Below are 21088 nucleotides of genomic sequence, written 5' to 3' on the forward strand. Positions count from 1 at the left end.
CTCAGTGCTCCTGCGTGGACGCGCGGTTGACGGTGATCAGCTCGCGGAACCAGTGGTAGCTGTCCTTCGGTGTGCGTTCCTGGGTCTCGTAGTCGACCCGTACGATCCCGAAGCGCTGACCGTAGCCCCGGGCCCACTCGAAGTTGTCCAGGAGCGACCAGCAGTAGTAGCCGCGGACATCCACCCCCGCGTCGATGGCGGCGGAGACGGCCGCCACATGGTCGCGCAGATACGCCACCCGGTCGGTGTCCCGCACGGCTCCGTCCGGCGAGACGGTGTCAGCCTCGGCGGAACCGTTTTCCGTGATGTAGACGGGCGGCAGGTTCGGGTACCGCGCGGCCAGGTCCACCAGCAACTCGGTGAAGGCCGCGGGGACGACCGGCCAGCCCATGGTGGTGTGCCGGGTGCCGTACGGGTCGCTCTCGGCGACCCGGATGTCCATCGCGGTACGCCGGGACGCGTGGGCCTCCGCGTACGGTGCGTCGGAGACGGTCAGCGGGCGGTAGAAGTTCAGCCCCACGAAATCCAGTGGTGTGCCGATGGTGTCCAGGTCACCGTCGCGCCGGTACGAGCCGTCGGCCAGCTCGCCCCAGGTTTCCGACTCATCGGTGGGATACCGGCCGTTGAACAGGGGCTCCGTCCAGACCTCGTTGTGCAGCGTCTCGGCGCGGCGCAGCGCGGCCAGGTCGGCCGGGGAGGAACTGGCCGCGTGAATACGGTCGAGATTCAGTGTGATGCCGACCTGGGAGGCGCCGGCCTCGCGCAGCACCCGCACCGCGTTCCCATGAGCGAGCAGCAGGTGATGCGCGGCGGCCAGGGCTCCGGTGCCTTCGCGGGCGCCGGGAGCATGGCGTCCTTCCGCGTATCCCACGAAGGCGGAGCAGAAGGGCTCGTTGAGGGTGATCCACCGGCCCACCCGGTCGCCCAGTCGCTCCACCACCAGCCGGGTGTACTCGGCGAAGGCTTCGGCGGTCTCCCGGACCCGCCAGCCGCCCCGGTCCTCCAGCGCCTGCGGCAGGTCCCAGTGGTAGAGCGTGACGGCCGGGGAGACACCGGCCTCGAGGAGCGCGTCGGTGAGCCGGTCGTAGAAGTCCAGCCCCTTCGCATTGGCCGGGCCGGTGCCCCGCGGCTGGATCCGCGGCCAGGCCACGGAGAAGCGGTAGGAGTCGACACCGAGCCGGCGCAGCAGTTCGACGTCCTCCCGGTAGCGGTGGTAGTGGTCGCATGCGGTGTCACCGGTGGCACCACCCTGGGTGCGGCCGGGAGTGTGGCTGAAGGTGTCCCAGATGGACGGTCCGCGGCCGTCCTCGTCGTGCGCGCCCTCGATCTGGTAGCTCGCGGTCGCGGTCCCGAAGACGAAGCCGGGTGGGAGGACGGGAAACCGCGCGGTGTCCGGTGCCTGAGGTGAGGTGCTGCTCATGCTGTATTGCGGACCTTCCGGGTCTTGAGAGGTGTGCGTACTACTTGACCGAGCCGCCGGTGATGCCCGCGGCGACGTACTTCTGGGCGAGTATCAGCAGGATCGCCGCCGGGACGGCGGAGACGACGGCCGTGGCCATGACCGCGCCCCAGTCGCTGACGTGGGCGCCGATGTACTCGTACATGCTGAGGGTGATCGGCTTGACGTCGTCCGTCGTGTTGAGCGTCAGCGCGAACATGAAGTCGGACCAGGCGAAGAGGAAGGTGAAGAGCCCGGCCGTGATGAGCGAGTTACGGCTGATCGGGAGCACGATGCGGACGAAGGCGGTGAATCGGTTCGCCCCGTCGACCATCGCCGCTTCCACGATCTCCTTCGGGATCGACACCATGAACGCCCTCAGCAGCACGATGGAGAACGGCAGTCCGAGCGAGGCGTCGGCCAGGATCAGCCCGGGGAGCGAGTTGACCAGGTGCAGGTCGACATAGGCGCTGTAGAGCGCGTTGGCGATCACAATACCGGGCACCATCTGGGTGATCAGGGTGCCGAACACGATGGACCGGCCGCCCCGCACACCGAGCTGGGCCAGGCCGTAGGCGGCGGGCGCCGCCATCGCGAGACAGACGACGACCGCGCCGAGGGCGACGACCAGGCTGGTCACGAGCGAGCCGCCCTGGCTGTCCAGCGCCCGCTCGAAGTTCGACCAGCCGGGCGAGGTGGGGAACCAGCTGGTCGAGGCGAGACTTTCGCCCGGCTGAAGGGCGATGTTGAGCATCCAGTACAGGGGGAAGAGCAGAATGGCCAGAACGACCAGCGCGATGACGGTGTTGCTCCACCGTCGCACAGTGCGGGCGGACATGGCGATCACTTCCCCTGACCGAAGTCGGACCGGTTGGCCCGGAGATAGAACACGGCGAACACCGCGCTGATGAGGATGAGGACGTTGCCGACCACCGCGCCCTGCCCGAAGTCGAGCTGCTGAAATGACAGTTGGTAGGTGGCGGTGCCCAGGGTCTGTGTGGAGTCGGCCGGCCCGCCGCCGGTCAGCGCGAGGATCAGGTCCAGGATCTTGATCGTCGACATGAAGCCGAGGACCAGGACCACCGTGATCACCGGCCGCAACTGCGGCAGTGTGATGCTGCGGAACGTACGCCAGGGACCGGCGCCGTCCAGCGAGGCGGCCTCGTACATCTCACGCGGGATCTCCTGCAGCCCGCCGTAGAGGATCACCATGTTGAACGGGATGCCGACCCAGATGTTGACCAGGACCGCCGACAGCAGGGCGACGCTCGGACTGCTCAGCCAGGGCACCGGCTCCGAGGTGAGGTGCAGGTTCATCAGCAGGGTGTTGAGCACCCCGGTGTCCTGGTCGAGGAGTTTCCGCCAGACGACCGACGAGACGACCATCGGGATGAGCCACGGAAGCAGCAGCACCGCACGGGCGAAGCCGGACAGCCGGAACCGGCGGGAGAAGAACACGGCCAGCGCCAGGCCCAGCACGAACTGGCCGAACAGCGAGCCCAGCGTGAAGAGGGCCGTGTGCCACAGAGACTTGGTGAACAGCTCATTGCCGAACACCGCGGTCCAGTTGTCGAGGCCGTTGAACGGTGCCTCGCCGGTGAAGAAGGTACGCGGTGTGTAGTGCTGGAAGCTCATGACGACGTTGCGTACGAGCGGATACCCGAAGAACGCCAGCATGTAGAGCACGGCGGGGGCCACGAAGAGCCAGCGTGTCAGCGCGGCGCGGGAGGCTCGCCGACTCGGGACCGCGGGGCTCGCCGCCGCGGACTTGGCGGGCACGGCAGTGGTGGTACTCATGAAGGCTCCTCACTCTCCGCCGGCCGTGGCCTGCGACTGGGCACGCTTCAGCGCCGCTTCGGGCGAGGAGCTGCCGGTCAGTACAGACTGGAAGGCGCCCGCCAGGGCGTTGGAGACGGCCGGCCACCGGGCGCCGACCTTGGCGGTACGGGAACGGGCGGTGGCGACGGTGTCGGCGAAGCCCGCGAGCTTCGGGTTGTCGGACTTGTACTCGGCGGCGGCGTCGGCCCTGGTGGGGATGTTGTTCACGCCCGCACCCCAGCCCACCTGGTTCTTGCGCTCGTTGAGGCAGTTGAGGATCTTGGCGGCGGTGGCCTGGCGCCCGGTGTCGCCGGTACGGGGCAGGGTCATCACGGTTCCGCCCATCGGCGCCACCGGAGCCTTACCGGCCACGGGCACCGGGATGGTGGTGACCGCCCAGTGCAGGGACTTGTGCTCGCTGAGCACGGGAACCTGCCAAGGGCCGTTGACCATCATGGCCGTCCGGCCCGCGATGAACTGATCGTTGACGTCCTGCTGGTTCCAGGTGACCACGGCGCTTGACGCGGACCGGTCTTTGACCAGGTCCTTCCACAGCTGGACCGCTTTTTCGCCCTTGCCGTTGTCGATGTGGGCCTCGTCGCCGCCCGCGGACCAGAAGAAGGGAAGGAACTGGTACACCCCGTCGGCGTCGGGGGTCGCGCTGAAAGCCATCCCGAACGTCTTGCCCCGGGTGAGCTTCTTGGCCGCCACCTTCAGCTCGTCCCAGGTGGTGGGCGGTGTCACCCCCGCCTCCTTCAGCACGTCCGTGTTGTAGAACAGCGCCAGGGTGTTGACCGAGCGGGCGATGCCGTACGCGGTGCCCTTGAAACTCCCCATGCTCACCGCCCCTGGCGAGAGCCCGTCCACCCTCACGCCCGCTGTCTTCAGCGGGACCAGGCCACCGGTGTCCGCGAACTGCGGCAGCTCCGATCCGTCCAGCTCCAGGATGTCGGTCATCGAGTGCGACGACGCCATCCGCAGCGCCTTGGTCGCCACTTGGGCGGCGGGAACACTGGTCTGCTCGACCTTCACTCCGAGGGGCTTGGCACACCGGTCGAAGAACTTCTGCTGCTGGTCGTGTTCATGCTGGTCCGTGGCGGAGTTCAGCACCGTGATGGTGTCGGGGTCGGCCTCCTGCGCGCATCCGGTGAGGCCGGCCGAGGCCACAAGGAGGGTCAGGAGCAGGACCGGCGCCGGCGGGCGGCGGCGAAGCAATGGCATGTGGGTGTCTCTCGGTTCGGGCAGCGGCTCTGGCTCCGGCTCCGGCTGTGGTTCTGCGAGGAGGCGGGGGTCGTACGAGGTCGGTGTTCCGCGGTGGCCAGTGCGCCGGAACATCGCGTCGAATCGATTCGACGAAGTGGACTGGAGTGATGTTAAGGGCAGGTATCCGATGGCGACAAGTGTCTCAGGAGAGGAAAACAGCCACGGCTGCGCCGGGCAGGCGCGCGGGGAAGCCCTACGGCGTTCAGCCCCGCGGGGCGGTGAGCGGCGCGTCCCCCGGCAGCAGGGCCGGGGCGATCAGCAGATGACCGACGGCGTCGGCGAGCAGCCGGGGACCGGCCTCCGCCTCACCTGCGGCGGTCTCGTGCAGCGCCATGGCCGCGGCCACGGCGAGCCGGGTCACCTCGCCGGCCAGCGTTTCCACCGGCAGTTCGACGCGAGGCAGCCGACGGCCGGCCGGGTCTCCGGGCAGGGCGCCGATCACCACGACGGTCAGATCCTCGGGTATACGGAGCCCGGTATCGGTCACGGACGTCAGGATGTGGTGATGCGCGGAGGGGTGCTGCACGATCAGCGCGGTCGGCCGTCCGCCCGCCCCGCCGTCCGCGCGCTCCGCGAGCAGCACCCGGAGCCGGCGGGCCAGCCCGGCCGGATCGTTCACCGCATGGGCCACCGTGACGGCGGCACCGGTGCTCCGGGCGCCACGGGCCGCTCCGGCGATACCCCGGAGCGCGTAACTGCGCCTGGCCACCACTTCCGCCTTGGTGGGCGCGAGGTACACCATCTCGCGGTGTCCCGCGGCGGCCAGCTCGGACACCACCAGGGCGGCGGCCTCCTCCCAGTCCAGGTCGGTCCATGGCAGGGCGTCCTCGTCGGCCGGCCGCCCGATGAGCGCGGCGGGAAAGGCCAGCTCCCGCACGACGTCGATCCGGGCGTCCTCCATATCGACGGCCATCAGCACCGCCGCGTCGGCAAGGCCGCTCAGTGCCACCCGGCGCAGCCCCTCGGCCTTGTCCTGGGACGTGGTGAGCAGCAGGTCGTAGCCGAGTCTCACGGCCGCGTCGCTGACCTCGATCGCGAAAGCGCCGTCCACAGCGTTCCGCCGGCCGGCCGGGCGGGGCAGAGCGAGCGCGATCACATGGGTACGACTGGAGCGCAGGGTCCGGGCGCTGGCCCGCGGGTGATACCCGAGCGCGTCCACGGCCTCCTGCACACGTCGGCGCGTCTCATCGGAAATGGGCCGGGAGCCGTTGAACACGTAGGAGACGGTGCTCGGTGCGACCCCTGCGTGCTGGGCGACATCCCTGATGGTTGGCAACCTCGACCCCTCGGTGATGCGGGCACGACGACGAAAGGCCCGAGCGGCAAACCCCATCATATATGCGACGCCTCACCTGCATATATGCGACGGCTGCCGATACTGCGAAGTCAGACCACGGAGAGACGCAGATCTGTCACATACCAGCGGCCTTCCCTGACGCCGGCCTCGATCCTGACAGCGACCTCGTCCTCGTCCACTCCGGTGGAGTTCGACAGGACGATGGCCTTCAGCGTCTGACCGTCCACGGTGATCTGCTCACCGTCGACCGTCGCCTTCTTGTCCGTGACCGGGACCTCGGCGACCTTCACCGTCGGGGGATTCTTCGGCTGGTCGGGGGTGAACGCGGTGTGCACGCGGTGGACTTGTTCCTTCATCTCCTTTGCCTCTTCCCCGTTGCCCGAGCACATCTCCGCGGTGTTGGGCGTCGGGGGAGCCCCGTCCATGCCCGGGTTCGCCATGGCCAGGCATGCCTCCTTGGCACGGTCCTGGACGACCGCGGTGACCCACGTGGCCACCGCCCCCCGCACCGAGGACTGATCGCCGGCACCGGACTGCCCCTTCCGGGACGGAGTGGCGTCGGCGGTCGAGGCCGAGCCCTTGGTGTCCGTCGTCTTCGGCGAGTCCGCCGAACACCCCGCCAGGACGGGCACCGCGGCCATCACACAGATGCCGACGATCCAGCTGACAGCAGTCTTCTTCGACCTGACCATTTTCACTGCGCTCATGCTTCCTTGACCTGGGGGTTCGGCGGAACTGCGGGATCTCGGGATCTGATGCCCCGACAGCAAAAAGGTGCGGTTGACCTGCGAGGATACGAAAGTCTGCAGCGAATCCGTGGCAGCGGGCAGGGCACCTCGGGGGTCGAGAGTAACAGGGTGGGAACGTCGGCTGTCCGCGGTGGCCGACGGGACGAAGCCGGTCGGGCTCATATCCGCGATCGGGCTGCCGTATGACCTCTCACCTGCACTTATTGCTTCGACACTGTCCGGTGGCGCTCATATTCCACAACATTGACGCTGTGGTTCAAGCGTGCGCCGCGCCACCCTCCTTAGGCTGCGCCGAGATCCGTAGTAACGGGGGTTGCCGGGAGTAACGGGGGTTGCTCCGGGCCCCTCGCATACCTGGCCTGACAGCCGCCACCACAAGGAACACCTGATGAAGCACGTCTCTCCGCCAAGATCCACAGTGGGCCCCTTCCCTCGCGAAGAGGCAGTTGGTCTCCATGACGGTGCCCGCTTCACTGCCCGCCATCGGCGGTGACAGCGATCCAGGCCCCGCCGCGCAACCTGGGCGAGCCGTACTCCGGCCGCCCGTCAGTACATCGGGGGGTACCTCGGCAGCCGTTCGCGGTGTGCCAGGAGGTGAGCGAACAGCATGAACTCAAGTCACGAACAGACCAGGCGATACGCCATACTCGGTCCGGTCGAGGTCCTGCACGGTGAGACGCTGCTGAATCTGGGCCCACGGCAGCGCCGGGTACTGCTCACGCGCTTGCTGATCGAGGACGGTCGGCCCATCTCGCTGCCACAGCTGTGCCGGGATCTGTGGCAGGGAGACCAGCCCGCGGCGGCGGCCTCCTCCGTACGCGCGCACATCAGCAGGCTGCGCTCGGTACTCGACCCGGTGCGCCAGGGCCGGTCCACCGTGCTGGTGAACGGACCGGCCGGCTACGCCCTGAAGGTGCCCCGTGAGGCCCAGGACACCGTACTCTTCGAGCGGTCCCTGGCCAGGGCTCGCGAGTTGCTGCGAAGCAATCAGTTCGCCTCGGCTCACACGGAGTTGGAAACCGCGCTCGGACTGTGGCGTGGCGATGCCCTCGGTGAGTCCGCCGAGTATGCCTTCGCGGCGCGTGAGGCGGCACGGCTCGCCGCCGCCCACCACGATGCCAGAGAGCTGCAGGCCACCATCCTCATCGAACTGGGCGATCTGGAGCGGGCGGTCGGCATCGCCGAAGATCTCGTCGTCAAGGCCCCGCTCCGCGAGGCATCCTGGGCGCTGCTGATGCGCTCGCTGTACAAGATGGGCCGGTCGGTCGAGGCGCTGCATCAGTACGGGCGGTTCCGCACCATGCTGGCCAAGAACCTCGGTCTGGACCCCAGCCCCGGGCTGAACGACCTGCACACCGCCATCCTGCGGCATGACACCGCGGTCCTCGGTAGCCCCCGTCACTCCCGCTCCGCCACCACCCTGTCCCCTGGTCCCGGCGTCACCGCGGAACCGCTGGTGGGCCGGACGGCGGAGACCGCCCATCTGACCGCCGTCCTCCAGACCGCGGCGGCGGGCCGCACCCAGTGGGTCGTACTCTCCGGTGAGCCGGGGTCCGGAAAGACCCGGCTGCTGGACGAGATGTCGGACCAGGCGGAGGCCGCCGGGTTCACCGTCACCCGGGCCGTCGGGGGACAGACGCTGAGCGAGAGCGAGGAGATCTCGGTGGTGTGCCCCGCCACCCAACTCCTGGACGGCCTGCGCCAGGAAGATGCCGGAACACCGACCAAGGACGGTACCGGCGGGGGGCAGCTCACCGCGCTCCTGCGGGAGCTGAACCGACAGCCCACCGTGTGTGTGATCGATGATCTGGACTGGGCAACACCGGACTTCCACGCCCTGCTGCGCCGACTCTCCATCGTGCTGCGGGGCGCCCGCGTCGCCGTCGTCTGCGCCCTGCGGAACGCCGATGTCCCCATGGCCAGCGGGCTGCTCGCGGAGCTGGCCCGGCACGGCGCCACCAGGCTGCATCTGGAGCCGCTGTCGGTGGCCGACGTGGCCGAACTGCTCACCGCCCACGGGGAAAGCGCCTCGCCCGATGAGGCATCGGCGTTGCACCGGCGCAGCGAGGGCAATCCCTTCACCCTCGGCGAGCTGTTGAAGCTCCGGCCCGACCGGCGCACCGGGCCCTCGGCGCGGGTGCCGGCCTCGGTACGCAGCGTCGTACAGGCACGGCTGGCGGAACTGCCGGCCGCGGCCAAAACCATGCTCACCTACGCCGCCGCCGACGGTGAAACGCTGGACATCGGTCTGCTCGCCGATGTGCAGGGCATGTCGCGGGACCGGCTGCTGCCGCTGGCCGACGCCGCCGTCACCGCCCGCGTCCTGATCTGGGACGCCGGCCCCGATGAGCACTCCACGGGCCGCTACCGCTTCCCCGAACTGCCCCGGGAGGTGGTGCTGTCCACTCTCACGCCCTCCTCCAGACATCTGCTGCACGCCGCGCTCGCCCGTGAGCTGGCCCGCAGCGGCGGTGCCGACCCGGCGCGAGTGGCCCGCCATCTGCGCGCGGCGGGCCCGATGGCCGAAGTCGCGGAACCCGACCGGAGCCGCAGCCCGGCCCAGGACCACGGGCGCTGACGCGTTCCCTCACCCCGTCACCAACCCCACCCCCGCCGCCGGACCCGTGTCCGTGGCCAGAGGAGAAGTACATGTCCGATCCGCACAAGGCCGCCGGCCAGGCCGACCATGCCTCCGCTACCGGCGAAGGGGCCGCCACCGCCTCCGGCGACGCCGCGAGCGTCGAGGCACATCTCACCGGCAACGATGCCCCCACCGTTCACCTCGCCGGGTCCGCGTCCGGGTCCGCAAACGAGGAGGTGAGGAGCGCGCGTGCCATCGAGGAAGTCACCGCCATCCCGCGAGGCGGCCTGCCCGCCCGTCCCACCTCCCAGCCGAGGACTGCAGTCAACAGCAACGACGTGCAGACGCCGACGGCGTCCGAGACCTCGGCGGCCTGGAGCGACGGCGAGGCCGAAGCCACGACCAGCGCGGAACCGGTGAGCGATACGCGGGCCGGCGGTGGCATCCGCGGCTGGGCGTCCCGCCTGGGCAGGGGCTCGGCGGCGACGGCGGCCGCCGATGGGGAGGCGGACGGCGTCGCCGCGACGGCCACCGCCACGGCGGGCTCCGGTGGCGACTCCCCCGACGCGGACGGGGGTTTCCCCGGCCGCCCCAAGAGGCCCGTGCTCGCCGGTGCGGCCATGGCGGGGGCCATCCTCATCGCCGTACCGCTGCTGGTCATGGCCACCGGCAAGGACGATGACGACAAGAGCGAGAAGGTGAACTCCGCCCGCTCCGCCGACACGGTTCTGGACGATGACGGCTCCAAGTCGGGTGATTTCGTCGCCGAGTCACCGACGCCCAAGAAGTCGAAGACCACCAAGGAAAAGGAGAAGGAGACACCGAAGAAGACCTCCTCCCCCGCGGCGGAGAAAGCGGCGGCGAAACCGACCCCCAGCCCCTCGCACTCGGCGAAGGCCGAGAACAAGAAGCGCACAGCGGCCAAGCAGGCAGCGGCCGCCGCCAACCTCCCGTCCGTGCTGACCCGCGTGCTGATCAAGAACAACACCAACGGCACCTGCGTCGACATCCCCGGCCTGGGCAGTGGCCCCGTCAACGGCCCCGTCCACCAGTCGGACTGCACCAACAGTTCGGCCGACAACCAGGTGTGGAACCTGGAGAACAAGTACGACAGCGCCGGTCCCGGCGGAGTGCCCCTCTTCCTGATCCGCAATAACGTGGACTCCCACTGCCTGGATCTGCCCGGGTACGGCAGCGTCGGCAACGCCACGAAGGTGCAGGAGTCCATCTGCGACGGCACGACCGCCGACAACCAGCTGTGGTGGCTGGACGAGCGGGCGGAGGGCAAGTTCTGGATCCGCAACCTCGCCAATGACAACCAGTGCCTGGACTCGTACGAGCGGGACAGCGACATCCGTGACCTGATCATCTGGCCCTGCGCACAGGAAAACCTGAACAACCACGAGTGGATCTTCACCCGCGGGTGAACCACCACAAGTGAGCTTGCTCTTGTGGCCCCGGCGGTTTCTTCCGCCGGGGCCACTGCCGTGACATCAGGTATCCTCCCCCGGTCCGGAGCCGCCCCCGCCCGCCGCCTCGAACCGCTCCAGATCGGCCTTGCTCGACCGCACCACACTCACCTCGACAAGCTGTGCCACCGGTGCGGAGGAGCTGAGGAACAGCACCTCCTTCCCCTCCGGCATCCGGTCCAGGAGATCGGGCACCGACATGACCTCATGTGGGGGCAGCTTGCCCTCCTCCGGTTCCGGTGACGCCGAGAAGACCGGCACCGCGGATGTTCCATCGGACGCCTCGGTGACGGCCAGCCCACCCTCCTCGTCGAGGCAGACGGCCACTTCGGCGTCCGCGAGCACCAGCGCGAACAGCTCCTATGCGGCGCTTCCTCGACTCCAACCCCGGTCTGGCCTCACGTTTCTCGCGCTTCGTGGAGTTCGAGAACTACACCACCGACGAACTGCTCACCATCATGGAGCGGCACGCCGAGAAGTCCGGCTACACCTGCCCGGCGGCTGACGGCGCTGCGCCAGCCGAGCGTGGACGATCTGCGGACGCTGCTGCCGGAGGACCTGCCGACCGCCGGGCCGGGCCTGCGCGGATGAGGACAAGCGGGACGGCCCTGGTCTCACGGCCAGGGCCGACGGAGGTACATTGGGCCCGGCCCGGGAAAGTTGACGCCACAACCACACGACGACAGGATGGCGGGCCAGACGCGCAGTGACAGCCGACAGTGTCGACGGCGACGGCGACGGCGACGGCGACGGCGGACCGTGCGGCGCCCTACGACGAGCGCGCCTCCGTACTCACAGGACATCCCGAGCCGGACATCGGTGTTGGAGTGATGCATGGAGGTGGACCGGAAGGTGATGGACGGCGCCGGAGCCGGGACTGACGGCTCGTACGGGGCGTTCTCTCTGGACTCCACCATCCCCGGCGCCGTACCCGAGGGATACGACGCCTTCCGACGCGAGTGGGAGACGCAGATAGGCGCGGCCTTCCCTGTGTCGAAGTTCAGTCCGGCCACGGCCGGTGACCTCCGGGCCAGGACCCGCGTGACCAAACTGCGCGACGTGGTGGTCACCGATATGCACAGCGCGTCCTCCCTCCGGACCGCGACTCCTCCGGGTGGCGTCGAGGATCAAGTGTTGCTGTACGTGGTGGGAGGCGGTGCGTGGACGCTGGGTGAGTTGCCCGACCGCAGCGAACACTCCCTATCGGCCGGGCAGTTCCTCCTCCGCCACGTGGGCCGACCCCTGCATTTCCGGACGGCCCCGCACACCACGACGGAGATCCTGGTCCTTCCCTCCGCGACGTTCGCACCGCTCCTCGGGAACCGGCACATCACCGGGTCGGCGGAAACGGCCGAGGTACGCCTGCTCACGGCCCACGCGAACATGATCCACGCAACCATCGCCGACCTCAGCCCGGCCGGTGTGCACGCCGCCCACAGCGCCCTGATCGAACTGGCCAAGGCGGTGGCCAGGCATCGTTTCGACGACGTGGAGCCGTTGCTGGCTCCCGCGCTCGCCCAGGCCGCGCGGGACCTCGCCAACAGCCATCTCACCGACCCCGAACTCTCTCCCACGATGCTGGCGCGCGAACTCGACGTCTCCATCCGCACCCTCCAGCGGGCCTTCGCCGCGACGGGAGAGTCGCTGACCGCCTACATCCGCCACCGGCGGCTTGAGGAGGCCCGGCTCGCTCTCACCGCGCCGTCCGCCCGGCTGACCGTCTCGGAGCTCGCCGCCCATCTCCAGTTCGCGGACACCAGCCACTTCACTCGGGCCTTCAAGAAACGTTACGGCCAGACTCCCACCGAATACGCCCGCTCGGTCGCTCCAGAATCTCGTACAACGGCCGTTCCTCGGCAAGACCTTCGCTGATGTCCTCCAGACGCCCGGCCGGCCGCTCAGCCCAGTAGGTCGCGCAGCAGTCTCGCGTTCTTCACCACCTGGCTCGATCCGGTACCCGCGGCAGCCATCGTGACCTCGGGTATCTCCCCCTTCGCCGCGCAGCCGTGAGGCGCAGTCGACGCCGAGGGCGAGCAGTGGCCCGGTGCCCCGGACCACGGGGTCGCGCAGGAGGTGGGGCAGGGCGGCTTCGAGTACGGACCAGATGGTGGCGTACGCGCCGGTCTCGGCCGCCGTACGCAGGGCGGCGGTCACCCGGTTCGCCTCGATGTGCATATCGCGCAGCAGCTCCGCCAGTTGCCATCCGAACAGGTGGTGTCGAGCTGTTCCCGCGCGGCGAGCACCAGCAGCGCGTCCACCGCCACGTCGCGTTCGCGCTGCTGGTATCCGAGGGTGGACGCCAGGGCCAGGTGCAACGCGAATCCCGCCGGGCCGCCGCCTCCGCAGCGGGCACCTCGGCCCGCAGCGCGAACCCCGCCGCGAGCACCTGGGGCCTCGGCGAGCCGCGCAGCCAGCGCTCCAGCAGCGGGACCTTCTTCTCCACGAACTCACCGTCGAAGGTGCGGACCGCCACCTCCTCCGGCCCGACGGCCAGATGGAGGGGATCGAGCCCGCCGAGCCCGGCGAGCGCCCACCGCAGCGGCGGGTTGATGTCCACATTCGTGGTGCCGTGGCCGACGTCGTCACCGTCGAGGCCGGGCGCGAGGACGTCGAGCCGGGCGTAGAGACGGCAGCAGCCGGAGAAGGACTCGAACCGCAGCCGGTCGCCGTCGCCAGCCACCGCCGGGTCGAGCCAGGCGCCGGTGCTCGGCCGGTAGTAGCGGGCGGCGGCCGCGTCGGCGACCGCGAGCAGCGCCGTCGCCGCGGCGGCCGGCGCGCTCAGGAACCCGCCGAAGAAACGGGGGTTGGCCGCCTCTCCGGCCCGGGTGGCATAGGCAACTCCGTCACCCTGCGCCCTTGCTACGGTCGGCACATGTCAGGTCGCCGCTACCACTCGCCCCGCCGCGCGGAGGCCGCTGCCGCGACCCGGCAGTCGATTCTGGACGCCGCTAAAGAGCTCTTCGCCACCCACGGCTACGTGGCCACCACGGTCACCCGGATCGCCGCCGCGGCCCGGGTGGGCACCAACACCGTCTACACCAGCACCGGCGGCAAGCCGCAGATTCTGATCGACCTGGTCACCGCGGGCGTCGAGGACCCCATCGCCGACCGAACCCTCGCGCGGATCGCGGCGGCCGACGACGCCCGCGACATCGTCGTATACGCCGTCGAGGGCGTCCGCCGCGACAGCGAGAAACACGCGGATGTCATCGAGATCCTTCTCGATGCGGCCTCGGTCGACGCGCACGCCGCCGAGGTGCTCCGCCTCGCCCAGGAGCGTTTCCGTGACGCGCTGCGTGCCACCGCCGACCGGCTCGCCGCGCTGGGCGCCCTGCGGGAGGGGCTCGACGCGGCGCACGCGACGGATGTGCTCTGGTACTACCTCGGCCTGTCGTCCTGGCGCGTGCTCGTGCGGGAGAACGGCTGGGACTGGGACACCGCCGAGCGGTGGCTGCGGAACCGGACCGTGGCCGCCCTGCTCACCGGGTGAGCGTGGCCTCCAAGATCGCGAACGGGCTGTCCACCGGCCCTGGGACGCGCCGGTCGAGGGTGAATCCGGCCTCGGCGAACAGCGCCGCGAACTCCGTCTCCCGGCGCTCGTGGCCCGACACCATGCCGAGCATGGTCAAGTCGAGCAGCTTGCTCGGATGCGGCTCGTCGCCCTCCGAGAGCACCGTCTCCAGCACCACCAGTCGGGCACCGTAGGGCGCCGCCTCCGCGATCCGGCCCAGGATGCGCGCACACGACACGTCGTCCCAGTCGTGCAGCACCGTGGACAGCAGATAGACGTCCGCGGCCGGTACGCTCTCGAAGAAGTCACCGGCCTGCACCTCCATACGGTCGGCCATCCCCGCACCGGCCAGCCGTGCGTGTGCGGTGGGCACCACCTGCTCCAGGTCGAAGACGATGCCGCGTCGACCGGGTTCGTCGGCCAGCAGCCGGGCCAGCACGGAGCCGTCGGCACCGCCGATATCGGCAACCACCTCGCCGGGCGGGAGCCGGTAGCCGGCCAGTGCGGCGTCCTTGGGGCCGTACGTCAGGTTCGCCATCGCCGACGCCATGACGGGTATGTGCTCCGGGTGGGAGCCCAGCCACTCCGCGAAGGGCTGCCCGAAGTGCGCCGTGGCCGCCGGGACGCCCGTGCGGATGGTGGTGCGCAGCTCGGAGAAGGGCGCGTAGTGCGTCTCCATCCACATGATGGCCATGTCGCGCACCGAACCGGGCACATTCGCCACCAGTGTGGAGCCGAGCGGGGTGAGCGCGAACGCGTCCTCGCCGTGATGGGCCACCACCCCCATACCGGAGAGAACATGCAGCAGCCGCCCCAGCGCGTCGGCGTCCGTCCCTGTGGTCTTCGCCAGCTCCGCGACCGTCATCGGACCGTCGTGCAGCGCCGTGGCCACATCGAACTTGGCCAGTGTGTACAGCGCCTGGGACTGCTGGAAACCGGACAGCAGACGCAGCATCTCCATGGATTGCTCGGACGAGGGATTGGGCGTGGGGGGCATGGGCTTCTCCAGAGTGTGCAGAAATTCGCGGTAATACGACTACCGCGAAACCGTATCGCACCGGCTTGCGGTGATGTCGTCAACTTGCCGGAGGGCTGGGGAGGTTGGGATGCGCTGGAGTCCGGCGGGGCTGAGTGCCGACCGAGCGGGCGTATTCGGTGGGTGTCCGGCCGTAGCGCTTCTTGAAGGCCCGGGTGAAGTGGCTGGTGTCCGCGAACTGCCAGTGGGCGGCGAGCTCTGAGACGCTCAGCCGACCGGACGGCGCGATGAGAGCGAGCCGGGCCTCCTCAAGCCGCCGGTGGCGAATGTAGGCGGTCACCGACTCGCCGACCACGGCGAACGCCCGCTGGAGGGTGCGTACGGAAACATTGAGCTCACGCGCCAGCATCCGCGGAGAGAGCTCGGAATCGGCTAGATGGCTGTTGACGAGGTCCTTCGCGGCCTGGGTGAGCGCGGGAGCCAGTAAAGGCTCCACATCGTCGAAACGACGCCTGACCACCGCCTTGGCCAGTTCGATCAGGGTGCTGTGAGCGGCGTGGACACCGGCCGGGCTGAGGTCGGCGATGGCGGTGTGGATCATGTTCGCATGGGCCGTGAGCAGGCGGATCTCGGCCGTATCCGTCGGCCCGATGATGCTCCGGTTTCCCAGGAGTGGCCTGAACAGCGGGGTGGGAAGGACCAGGAGCTCCGCCGTGGTGTGCGGGGCCGTCTCGAAGTGCAGCGGCTGCCCGACGTGGCGGAAGAGGAACTGCCCTGCCGATACGGTGTGTTCACCACGATCGGGCAGCTCGCCCAACGTCCAGGCACCACCCCCCACCGCATACAGCAATACCTGATCCTCACCGCCACCCGGAGGAGTCGCAGTCCGGAGGGGGGACGCGAGGTGGATATCGGCGATCACCGCGTCACGCAGTTTGGCGACGCGAGTCTTGGCCCGGAGGTCACCCGCCGTGGCCGGACTGAAGTTCGGCAGCGGGAAAGCAGCCCCTACCTGCGTCTCCCACTCGTACCGGAAGGTGTCGACACCTCGCGGTACGGCGCCTGGGATGGTGGAGTCCAGGGAGAACATCCCGCGCGAGCCGTCAGTCCCCGCTCCAGGGCCGTCCATCATCTTCCGATCCACCTCCATGCGTTCGATGTGTGTCTGGCCGTACTGTTTCTTGAAGGCCCGGATGAAGTGGCTGGTGCACACGGACTGCGGACTGCCAGTGGGCAGCGAGTTCCGAGACGCCCAGCCGACCGGACGGGTGGTAAGAGCAAGCCGGGCCCCTACGGGTTGCCAACGGCTGTCGTAGTTCAGTAACCGTCCCGCCGGGCAGTGCGAGAGGAAGGAATTCAGGTGGCGCTGGGGTTGGTCGTGCCACGGGCGTGGGCTTCGATCAGGGCGAGCGTGACGTCGGGCTGCTCGATGTGAGGCAGGTGTCCGGCCTTGGGGATGACTTCGAGGTGGGCGTCGGCGAAGGCTGCGGCGTAGGCGGCACCGTAGGCCGGTGTGACCACGCGGTCGCTCTCCCCCCACAGCAGCAGTGCCGGGATGTTCACACGGCCCAGGCGGCGCAGCAGTTTCGCATCGTGCATGTACGGCTCGCCCGCGAGAACGCGCATGGTGGCCATGTTGGCCTGCCGGGTGGCGCGTTGGCCGGCCGGTATGGCGGCGGGGTCCACGTAGTAGCGGTCCGGGTCGTGCCAGGAATGCTCCGCCACACCGCGGGCATCGAGGGCGAAGAAGTTCGTGATCGGCTCGTCGGCGATGTGCACGCCCACCGCGTCGATCAGGACGAGGCCGCTGATGACACCCGCCGTGTCACGTACCGCCATCTCGGCCGCGATCCAGCCGCCGAGCGAGGAGCCGATGACCAGGACGTCGCGCAGGCCGCGGTCGCGCAGGAGCCGCAGGTAGGCCATGGCCAGATCGTCCACGCCGGTCAGCCAGCCGGGGCGAGGTGTCCCCTCCCAGCCGGGATGCACAGGTGTGAGGGTGTGCGCGGTGGACGAGAGATGTGCGGCGATGCCGGCGACCGTGGCGGGCCCACCGCCTCCGTGCAGAACGAGCACCGGGCGGCCGGTGCCCGCCTCGGACAGGGTGAGGTCGAGGCCGTCGTACGAGGCGTCAGGAGCAAGGGAATTGATGTCCGTTGTCATGCCCCACACCCTAACTAAACTTCTTTAATTAAGCTAGTTTCAATGCGGGTAGACTTGCAGCATGGATGCTGATCTGCAGGTTTTGGGGCGCGCGGTCAAACAGGCGCAGTACCGGCAGCACCGGGCGCTGGACAGTGCACTGAGTGAGGTCGGTACGACGTTGGCGCAGTGGGACGCGTTGCGCGCCGTCAGCCGCCGGCCCGGAGCGTCGGCGCGCGAGCTGGCCGCCGTGACGTTCCAGAGCGAGCAGGCGTTCGGAGCGCTCGTGGGCCGTCTGGCCGCCCAGGGACTGGTGGAGCGCAGGCCGGGCCACGGACGCCGCGTCGAACATCACCTCACGCCCGCCGGCGAACAGACCCTGGCCGCCGGCCACCGGGTCAGCGACAAGGTCCTGGAGGAGTGTTTCTCGCCTCTCCCGTCCGCGGACCGGGCAACTCTGCTCGGCCTGCTACGACAGCTCAACGGCGAGGGCCCTGATCAACTCGACCTCCAGAAAAGGTAGTTGCCGTCGAGGGCAGCGGCCGGCCGGCGGATCAGCGGGCGTCGATGATCATGAGGGCGGTGTGCAGCGAGGTCCGTGACTCGGCAGACTCCAGTGAGACGTCAAGGATGCGTTCGATGGTCCGCAGGCGGCTGTAGAGGGTGGGGCGGCTCAGGCCGGTCAGCCGGGCGGTGTGCGTCTTGGAGCCCGCGCAGTCGAGGTGGGTGCGCAGCAGGGACAAGAGGTTGTCGCCCGTGCGGGCGTCGTGGTCGAGGAGGCGGCCCAGTTCCGTCTCGGCGAACGCCTGGACGCGGTGGTCGTTGCGGAGGAGGGCGACGAGCCCGCGCAGGCGTACGTCGGTCGAGCGGTAGAGGCGGTTGGTCTCCGGCATGGTCAGCCCCACGTCGGCCACGTGTTCCGCCTCGGTGATGCCCTGGGCCGCCGCGATGAGGCTCGGGGAGGCGGGTGCGGTGCCGGCGGTCCAGCCGTCCGTGCCGCCTCGTCCGGTCAGCCGCTCGCGCAGCCCGCCGCATACGGCGCTCAGCGCGCTGTCGGCGCCCTTGGGGGGACACGACATGATCGCCGAGACGGTTCCTTCCCGGCGGATGGAGACGATCGCGCTCTGCCCGGCGGCGGCGACCGCCTGACGCACGGCGGTCAGCAGGCGGCGGTCGACTTCGCCCTGGGTCAGCGCGTCGGTGTCGGGCCGCCCGGGGACCCGTACGGACAGCGGTACGTACTGGGTGCTCGGGGTGAGGCCGAGGGCGCTCGCCCGTGCCAGGGCCTCGGCGCCGTCGTTGATCCGGCCGCCCCGCAGATCGTCCAGGAGGCCGCCGTGCGCGTGGACGACGAGGGCGTCGCGCTCCTGCTGGATCATCCGGTGCAGCTGCAGGGACTGCGCGGCGCGTTCGAGGACCATGCGTGCGCGGGACGCGTTCGGTGTGCGAGCGGGCAGTACGAGTCGGCCCCACCGTTCGGAACCGACACCCACCGGGACGGCCGACCAGGCCGAGCCGGTGGCGGAACCGGTGGTGGATCCGGTGGTGGATCCGGTGGCCGAACCGGTGGCGGATCCGCTGGCGGGGGTGTCCGCCGAGGCGTGGAGGCGTGATCGTTCGGCCCACTGGTACAAAAGTTGCGCCGTCGGGGTGTCCACCGCGCAGAAGGCCAGCACATGCCGGCTGAGATCTTCCAGTACCAGGGGGGCGCCCAGGGTCTGTGCCGCGCGCGTCACGATGTCCGTGGTGGAGGCGCGGGCGATGTTGAGCGAGGTGAAGACCTCGTGGGTGGTCCGGGCGAATTCCACCTCGTCGTACTGGTCCGCCACGATGAGCCGGTGTACCTGCTGGGTGACCTCGATGAAACGGATCGTGGCGGACAGGACCGCCACCGGGAGACGGAGCGAGTCGGCCAGGGTCCCCAGATAGTCGGGCGCCGCCTTGAGGTGGGTGCCCAGTTCGATGACGAGTCCCGCCACGCCCTGCTCGGCCAGCATGGTCAGGTAGGCGGACGCCTGGCGGGCACCGCCGGACAGGGGCAGACCGGTGGTCAGGACGAGCTCACCGCCCTCGAGCAGATCGGTGAGGTCGGTGAGATCGCTGATGTGGACCCAGCGGACCGGTCGGTCGAGGTGATCCCGGCCGCCGATGACACGCGGGCGGCCCGCGGCCATGACGGGCAGCGCGAGGACTTCCCGGATCGTCAGCTGCATGGCCGGAGTGTAAACAGCCGGGCAGATATTTTTACAGTCTGTCGGCCCGGGCTCTGGCAGCCTCACCAACAATCGAGCAGACCGAGCGAGGGCGAGGAATCAGTGGCGACCAGCGATCTTTCACGTATCGGCCATTGGGCGAACAACAAGGCTTTCCCCGGTACGAGCGGCCGTACCGCCGCCGTGACCAATCCCGCGACCGGTGCGGTGACGGGCGAGGTGGCCCTGGCCCATGTGGAGGACTGCCATGCGGTGATCGAGGCGGCCGCGGCCGCCTTCCCCGCCTGGCGTGACACCTCGCTGGCCAGGCGCACCGCGATCATGTTCCGGTTCCGTGAACTGCTCAACGAGCGCAAGGGCGAGCTCGCCGAGATCATCACCAGTGAGCACGGCAAGGTCCTGTCCGACGCGCTGGGCGAGGTCACCCGCGGCCAGGAGGTCGTGGAGTTCGCCTGCGGCATCCCGCATCTGCTCAAGGGCGGGTTCAGCGAGAACGCCTCGACCGGGGTGGACGTGACCTCGATCCGGCAGCCGCTCGGGGTGGTCGGCATCATCTCGCCGTTCAACTTCCCCGCCATGGTGCCCATGTGGTTCTTCCCCGTGGCCATCGCGGCCGGCAACACCGTGGTGCTCAAGCCGAGCGAGAAGGATCCCTCGGCCGCCCTGTGGCTGGCCGAGCTGTGGGCCGAGGCCGGACTGCCTGCCGGGGTGTTCAACGTACTGCAGGGTGACAAGGTCGCGGTCGACGAGCTGCTGTCCCACCGGGCCGTCAAGGCCATCAGCTTCGTGGGCTCCACTCCGGTCGCCCAGTACGTGTACGCCGCGGGCACCGCCGAGGGCAAGCGGGTCCAGGCGCTGGGCGGGGCGAAGAACCACGCCGTCGTGCTGCCCGACGCCGACCTGGACCTCGCAGCCGACGCCATGGTCAACGCCGGATTCGGGTCGGCCGGGGAGCGCTGTATGGCGATCTCCGCGATCGTGGCGGTCGGGGCCATCGCCGATGAACTGGTCGCGAAGATCGCCGAGCGCACCCGTCTCGTCAAGACCGGCGACGGCACCCGGGACAGTGACATGGGGCCGCTGGTGACGGCCGCGCACCGGGACCGGGTCGCCTCCTACGTCGACGGGGCCGAGCGGGAGGGCGCGGCCATCGTCGTGGACGGACGGCAGGTCGTGGCCGACGGCGACCGGGACGGTTTCTGGCTCGGCCCCACCCTGCTCGACCGCGTCACCACCACCATGAGCTGCTACACCGACGAGATCTTCGGACCGGTCCTGTCCGTCCTGCGGGTCGACTCCTACGACGAGGCCCTGGAGCTGATCAACGCCAACCCGTACGGCAACGGCACGGCGATCTTCACCAATGACGGCGGGGCCGCGCGCCGCTTCCACAACGAGGTCGAGGTCGGCATGGTCGGCATCAATGTGCCGATTCCCGTGCCGATGGCCTACTACAGCTTCGGCGGCTGGAAGAGCTCCCTGTTCGGGGACACCCATGCGCACGGCACCGAGGGCGTGCACTTCTTCACCCGCGGCAAGGTCGTCACCACCCGCTGGCGCGGCCCCGACCAGGGCGGCCTCAACCTCGGCTTCCCGCAGACCGTCTGAGACCGCCTGAGCCCGCCCGAAGG

At 69.5% G+C, this 21088-nt stretch carries 18 protein-coding genes and 1 pseudogene; 7 read left to right on the forward strand and 12 right to left on the reverse strand.

From position 1 onward, the window contains the following. Window position 1 precedes the first annotated feature (1 nt). From ACFV2X_RS19815 to ACFV2X_RS19840, 6 genes are all read right to left on the reverse strand, one after another. The gene (locus tag ACFV2X_RS19815; protein WP_385617934.1) at window positions 2-1420 is read right to left on the reverse strand and encodes a GH1 family beta-glucosidase; all 1419 of its coding nucleotides are present in this window, start codon (window positions 1418-1420) and stop codon (window positions 2-4) included. A gap of 40 nt (window positions 1421-1460) precedes the next feature. Then, window positions 1461-2276, reverse strand: a complete 816-nt coding sequence (locus tag ACFV2X_RS19820) for a carbohydrate ABC transporter permease (RefSeq protein ID WP_385617937.1) — start codon at window positions 2274-2276, stop codon at window positions 1461-1463. 5 nt (window positions 2277-2281) lie between these two features. Then, a complete protein-coding gene (locus tag ACFV2X_RS19825) occupies window positions 2282-3235 on the reverse strand; it encodes a carbohydrate ABC transporter permease (protein WP_385617939.1) in 954 nt (317 codons plus the stop codon). A 9-nt stretch (window positions 3236-3244) separates the two neighbouring features. After that, on the reverse strand, window positions 3245-4477 hold the full coding sequence (locus tag ACFV2X_RS19830; RefSeq protein WP_385617940.1) for an extracellular solute-binding protein: 1233 nt from the start codon (window positions 4475-4477) through the stop codon (window positions 3245-3247). A gap of 244 nt (window positions 4478-4721) precedes the next feature. Beyond that, a complete protein-coding gene (locus ACFV2X_RS19835; protein WP_385617943.1) occupies window positions 4722-5795 on the reverse strand; it encodes a LacI family DNA-binding transcriptional regulator in 1074 nt (357 codons plus the stop codon). A gap of 110 nt (window positions 5796-5905) precedes the next feature. Beyond that, entirely contained in the window at window positions 5906-6523 is a 618-nt protein-coding gene (locus ACFV2X_RS19840; protein WP_385617945.1) for a hypothetical protein, read from the reverse strand. Window positions 6524-7172: 649 nt separating this feature from the next. On the opposite strand from ACFV2X_RS19840, the gene ACFV2X_RS19845 reads away from it, so the two are divergent. Further along, on the forward strand, window positions 7173-9143 hold the full coding sequence (locus ACFV2X_RS19845) for a BTAD domain-containing putative transcriptional regulator (protein WP_385617948.1): 1971 nt from the start codon (window positions 7173-7175) through the stop codon (window positions 9141-9143). 71 nt (window positions 9144-9214) lie between these two features. Beyond that, window positions 9215-10573, forward strand: a complete 1359-nt coding sequence (locus ACFV2X_RS19850; RefSeq protein WP_385617950.1) for an RICIN domain-containing protein — start codon at window positions 9215-9217, stop codon at window positions 10571-10573. Between the two features lie 66 nt (window positions 10574-10639). On the opposite strand, the gene ACFV2X_RS19855 is transcribed toward ACFV2X_RS19850, so the two are convergent. After that, window positions 10640-10960, reverse strand: a complete 321-nt coding sequence (locus tag ACFV2X_RS19855; RefSeq protein WP_385617952.1) for a hypothetical protein — start codon at window positions 10958-10960, stop codon at window positions 10640-10642. A gap of 8 nt (window positions 10961-10968) precedes the next feature. Between ACFV2X_RS19855 and ACFV2X_RS19860 the strand changes: the two are divergent. Next, window positions 10969-11206, forward strand: a pseudogene (locus ACFV2X_RS19860) (hypothetical protein); the annotation flags it as partial. Window positions 11207-11449: 243 nt separating this feature from the next. After that, window positions 11450-12487 (forward strand): helix-turn-helix domain-containing protein, encoded by a 1038-nt coding sequence (locus tag ACFV2X_RS19865; RefSeq protein ID WP_385617955.1) that lies wholly within the window; start codon window positions 11450-11452, stop codon window positions 12485-12487. A gap of 61 nt (window positions 12488-12548) precedes the next feature. On the opposite strand, the gene ACFV2X_RS19870 is transcribed toward ACFV2X_RS19865, so the two are convergent. Continuing rightward, window positions 12549-13487, reverse strand: coding sequence for a hypothetical protein (locus ACFV2X_RS19870; protein ID WP_385617957.1), 939 nt, complete (start codon window positions 13485-13487; stop codon window positions 12549-12551). Here ACFV2X_RS19870 and ACFV2X_RS19875 point away from each other — a divergent pair, their 5' ends adjacent. Next, the gene (locus tag ACFV2X_RS19875; protein WP_385617960.1) at window positions 13488-14105 is read left to right on the forward strand and encodes a TetR/AcrR family transcriptional regulator; all 618 of its coding nucleotides are present in this window, start codon (window positions 13488-13490) and stop codon (window positions 14103-14105) included. Here the strand turns inward: ACFV2X_RS19875 and ACFV2X_RS19880 are convergent. The 3 genes from ACFV2X_RS19880 to ACFV2X_RS19890 form a co-directional block, all read right to left on the reverse strand. Next, window positions 14095-15123: a methyltransferase gene (locus ACFV2X_RS19880; protein ID WP_385617962.1), complete on the reverse strand. Its 1029-nt coding sequence runs from the start codon at window positions 15121-15123 to the stop codon at window positions 14095-14097. The two genes, ACFV2X_RS19875 and ACFV2X_RS19880, sit on opposite strands and share 11 nt — an antisense overlap. 79 nt (window positions 15124-15202) lie before the next feature. Continuing rightward, window positions 15203-16252 (reverse strand): helix-turn-helix domain-containing protein, encoded by a 1050-nt coding sequence (locus tag ACFV2X_RS19885; protein ID WP_385617965.1) that lies wholly within the window; start codon window positions 16250-16252, stop codon window positions 15203-15205. Window positions 16253-16458: 206 nt separating this feature from the next. After that, complete coding sequence (locus tag ACFV2X_RS19890) at window positions 16459-17265, reverse strand: alpha/beta fold hydrolase (RefSeq protein ID WP_385617967.1); 807 nt, start codon at window positions 17263-17265, stop codon at window positions 16459-16461. 61 nt (window positions 17266-17326) lie between these two features. Between ACFV2X_RS19890 and ACFV2X_RS19895 the strand changes: the two genes are divergently transcribed. Further along, window positions 17327-17767: a MarR family winged helix-turn-helix transcriptional regulator gene (locus tag ACFV2X_RS19895; protein WP_385617969.1), complete on the forward strand. Its 441-nt coding sequence runs from the start codon at window positions 17327-17329 to the stop codon at window positions 17765-17767. Between the two features lie 31 nt (window positions 17768-17798). Here ACFV2X_RS19895 and ACFV2X_RS19900 read toward each other — a convergent pair whose 3' ends face one another. After that, window positions 17799-19457: a PucR family transcriptional regulator gene (locus ACFV2X_RS19900; protein ID WP_385617971.1), complete on the reverse strand. Its 1659-nt coding sequence runs from the start codon at window positions 19455-19457 to the stop codon at window positions 17799-17801. Window positions 19458-19559: 102 nt separating this feature from the next. Here ACFV2X_RS19900 and ACFV2X_RS19905 point away from each other — a divergent pair, with 102 nt between their 5' ends. Next, the gene (locus ACFV2X_RS19905; protein WP_385617973.1) at window positions 19560-21065 is read left to right on the forward strand and encodes a CoA-acylating methylmalonate-semialdehyde dehydrogenase; all 1506 of its coding nucleotides are present in this window, start codon (window positions 19560-19562) and stop codon (window positions 21063-21065) included. Window positions 21066-21088 lie beyond the last annotated feature (23 nt).

Source organism: Streptomyces sp. NPDC059679 (genome assembly GCF_042734105.1).
GTDB lineage: Bacteria > Actinomycetota > Actinomycetes > Streptomycetales > Streptomycetaceae > Streptomyces.

Excerpts from the sequence above, each read along its gene's own strand:
- ACFV2X_RS19825 (WP_385617939.1), bottom strand. The coding sequence starts at position 3,235 with ATGAGTACCACCACTGCCGTGCCCGCCAAGTCCGCGGCGGCGAGCCCC.
- ACFV2X_RS19895 (WP_385617969.1), top strand. The coding sequence starts at position 17,327 with ATGGATGCTGATCTGCAGGTTTTGGGGCGCGCGGTCAAACAGGCGCAG.
- ACFV2X_RS19830 (WP_385617940.1), bottom strand. The coding sequence starts at position 4,477 with ATGCCATTGCTTCGCCGCCGCCCGCCGGCGCCGGTCCTGCTCCTGACC.
- ACFV2X_RS19900 (WP_385617971.1), bottom strand. The coding sequence starts at position 19,457 with ATGCAGCTGACGATCCGGGAAGTCCTCGCGCTGCCCGTCATGGCCGCG.
- ACFV2X_RS19880 (WP_385617962.1), bottom strand. The coding sequence starts at position 15,123 with ATGCCCCCCACGCCCAATCCCTCGTCCGAGCAATCCATGGAGATGCTG.
- ACFV2X_RS19815 (WP_385617934.1), bottom strand. The coding sequence starts at position 1,420 with ATGAGCAGCACCTCACCTCAGGCACCGGACACCGCGCGGTTTCCCGTC.
- ACFV2X_RS19840 (WP_385617945.1), bottom strand. The coding sequence starts at position 6,523 with ATGAGCGCAGTGAAAATGGTCAGGTCGAAGAAGACTGCTGTCAGCTGG.
- ACFV2X_RS19875 (WP_385617960.1), top strand. The coding sequence starts at position 13,488 with ATGTCAGGTCGCCGCTACCACTCGCCCCGCCGCGCGGAGGCCGCTGCC.
- ACFV2X_RS19820 (WP_385617937.1), bottom strand. The coding sequence starts at position 2,276 with ATGTCCGCCCGCACTGTGCGACGGTGGAGCAACACCGTCATCGCGCTG.
- ACFV2X_RS19890 (WP_385617967.1), bottom strand. The coding sequence starts at position 17,265 with ATGACAACGGACATCAATTCCCTTGCTCCTGACGCCTCGTACGACGGC.
- ACFV2X_RS19845 (WP_385617948.1), top strand. The coding sequence starts at position 7,173 with ATGAACTCAAGTCACGAACAGACCAGGCGATACGCCATACTCGGTCCG.
- ACFV2X_RS19885 (WP_385617965.1), bottom strand. The coding sequence starts at position 16,252 with ATGGAGGTGGATCGGAAGATGATGGACGGCCCTGGAGCGGGGACTGAC.
- ACFV2X_RS19865 (WP_385617955.1), top strand. The coding sequence starts at position 11,450 with ATGGAGGTGGACCGGAAGGTGATGGACGGCGCCGGAGCCGGGACTGAC.
- ACFV2X_RS19850 (WP_385617950.1), top strand. The coding sequence starts at position 9,215 with ATGTCCGATCCGCACAAGGCCGCCGGCCAGGCCGACCATGCCTCCGCT.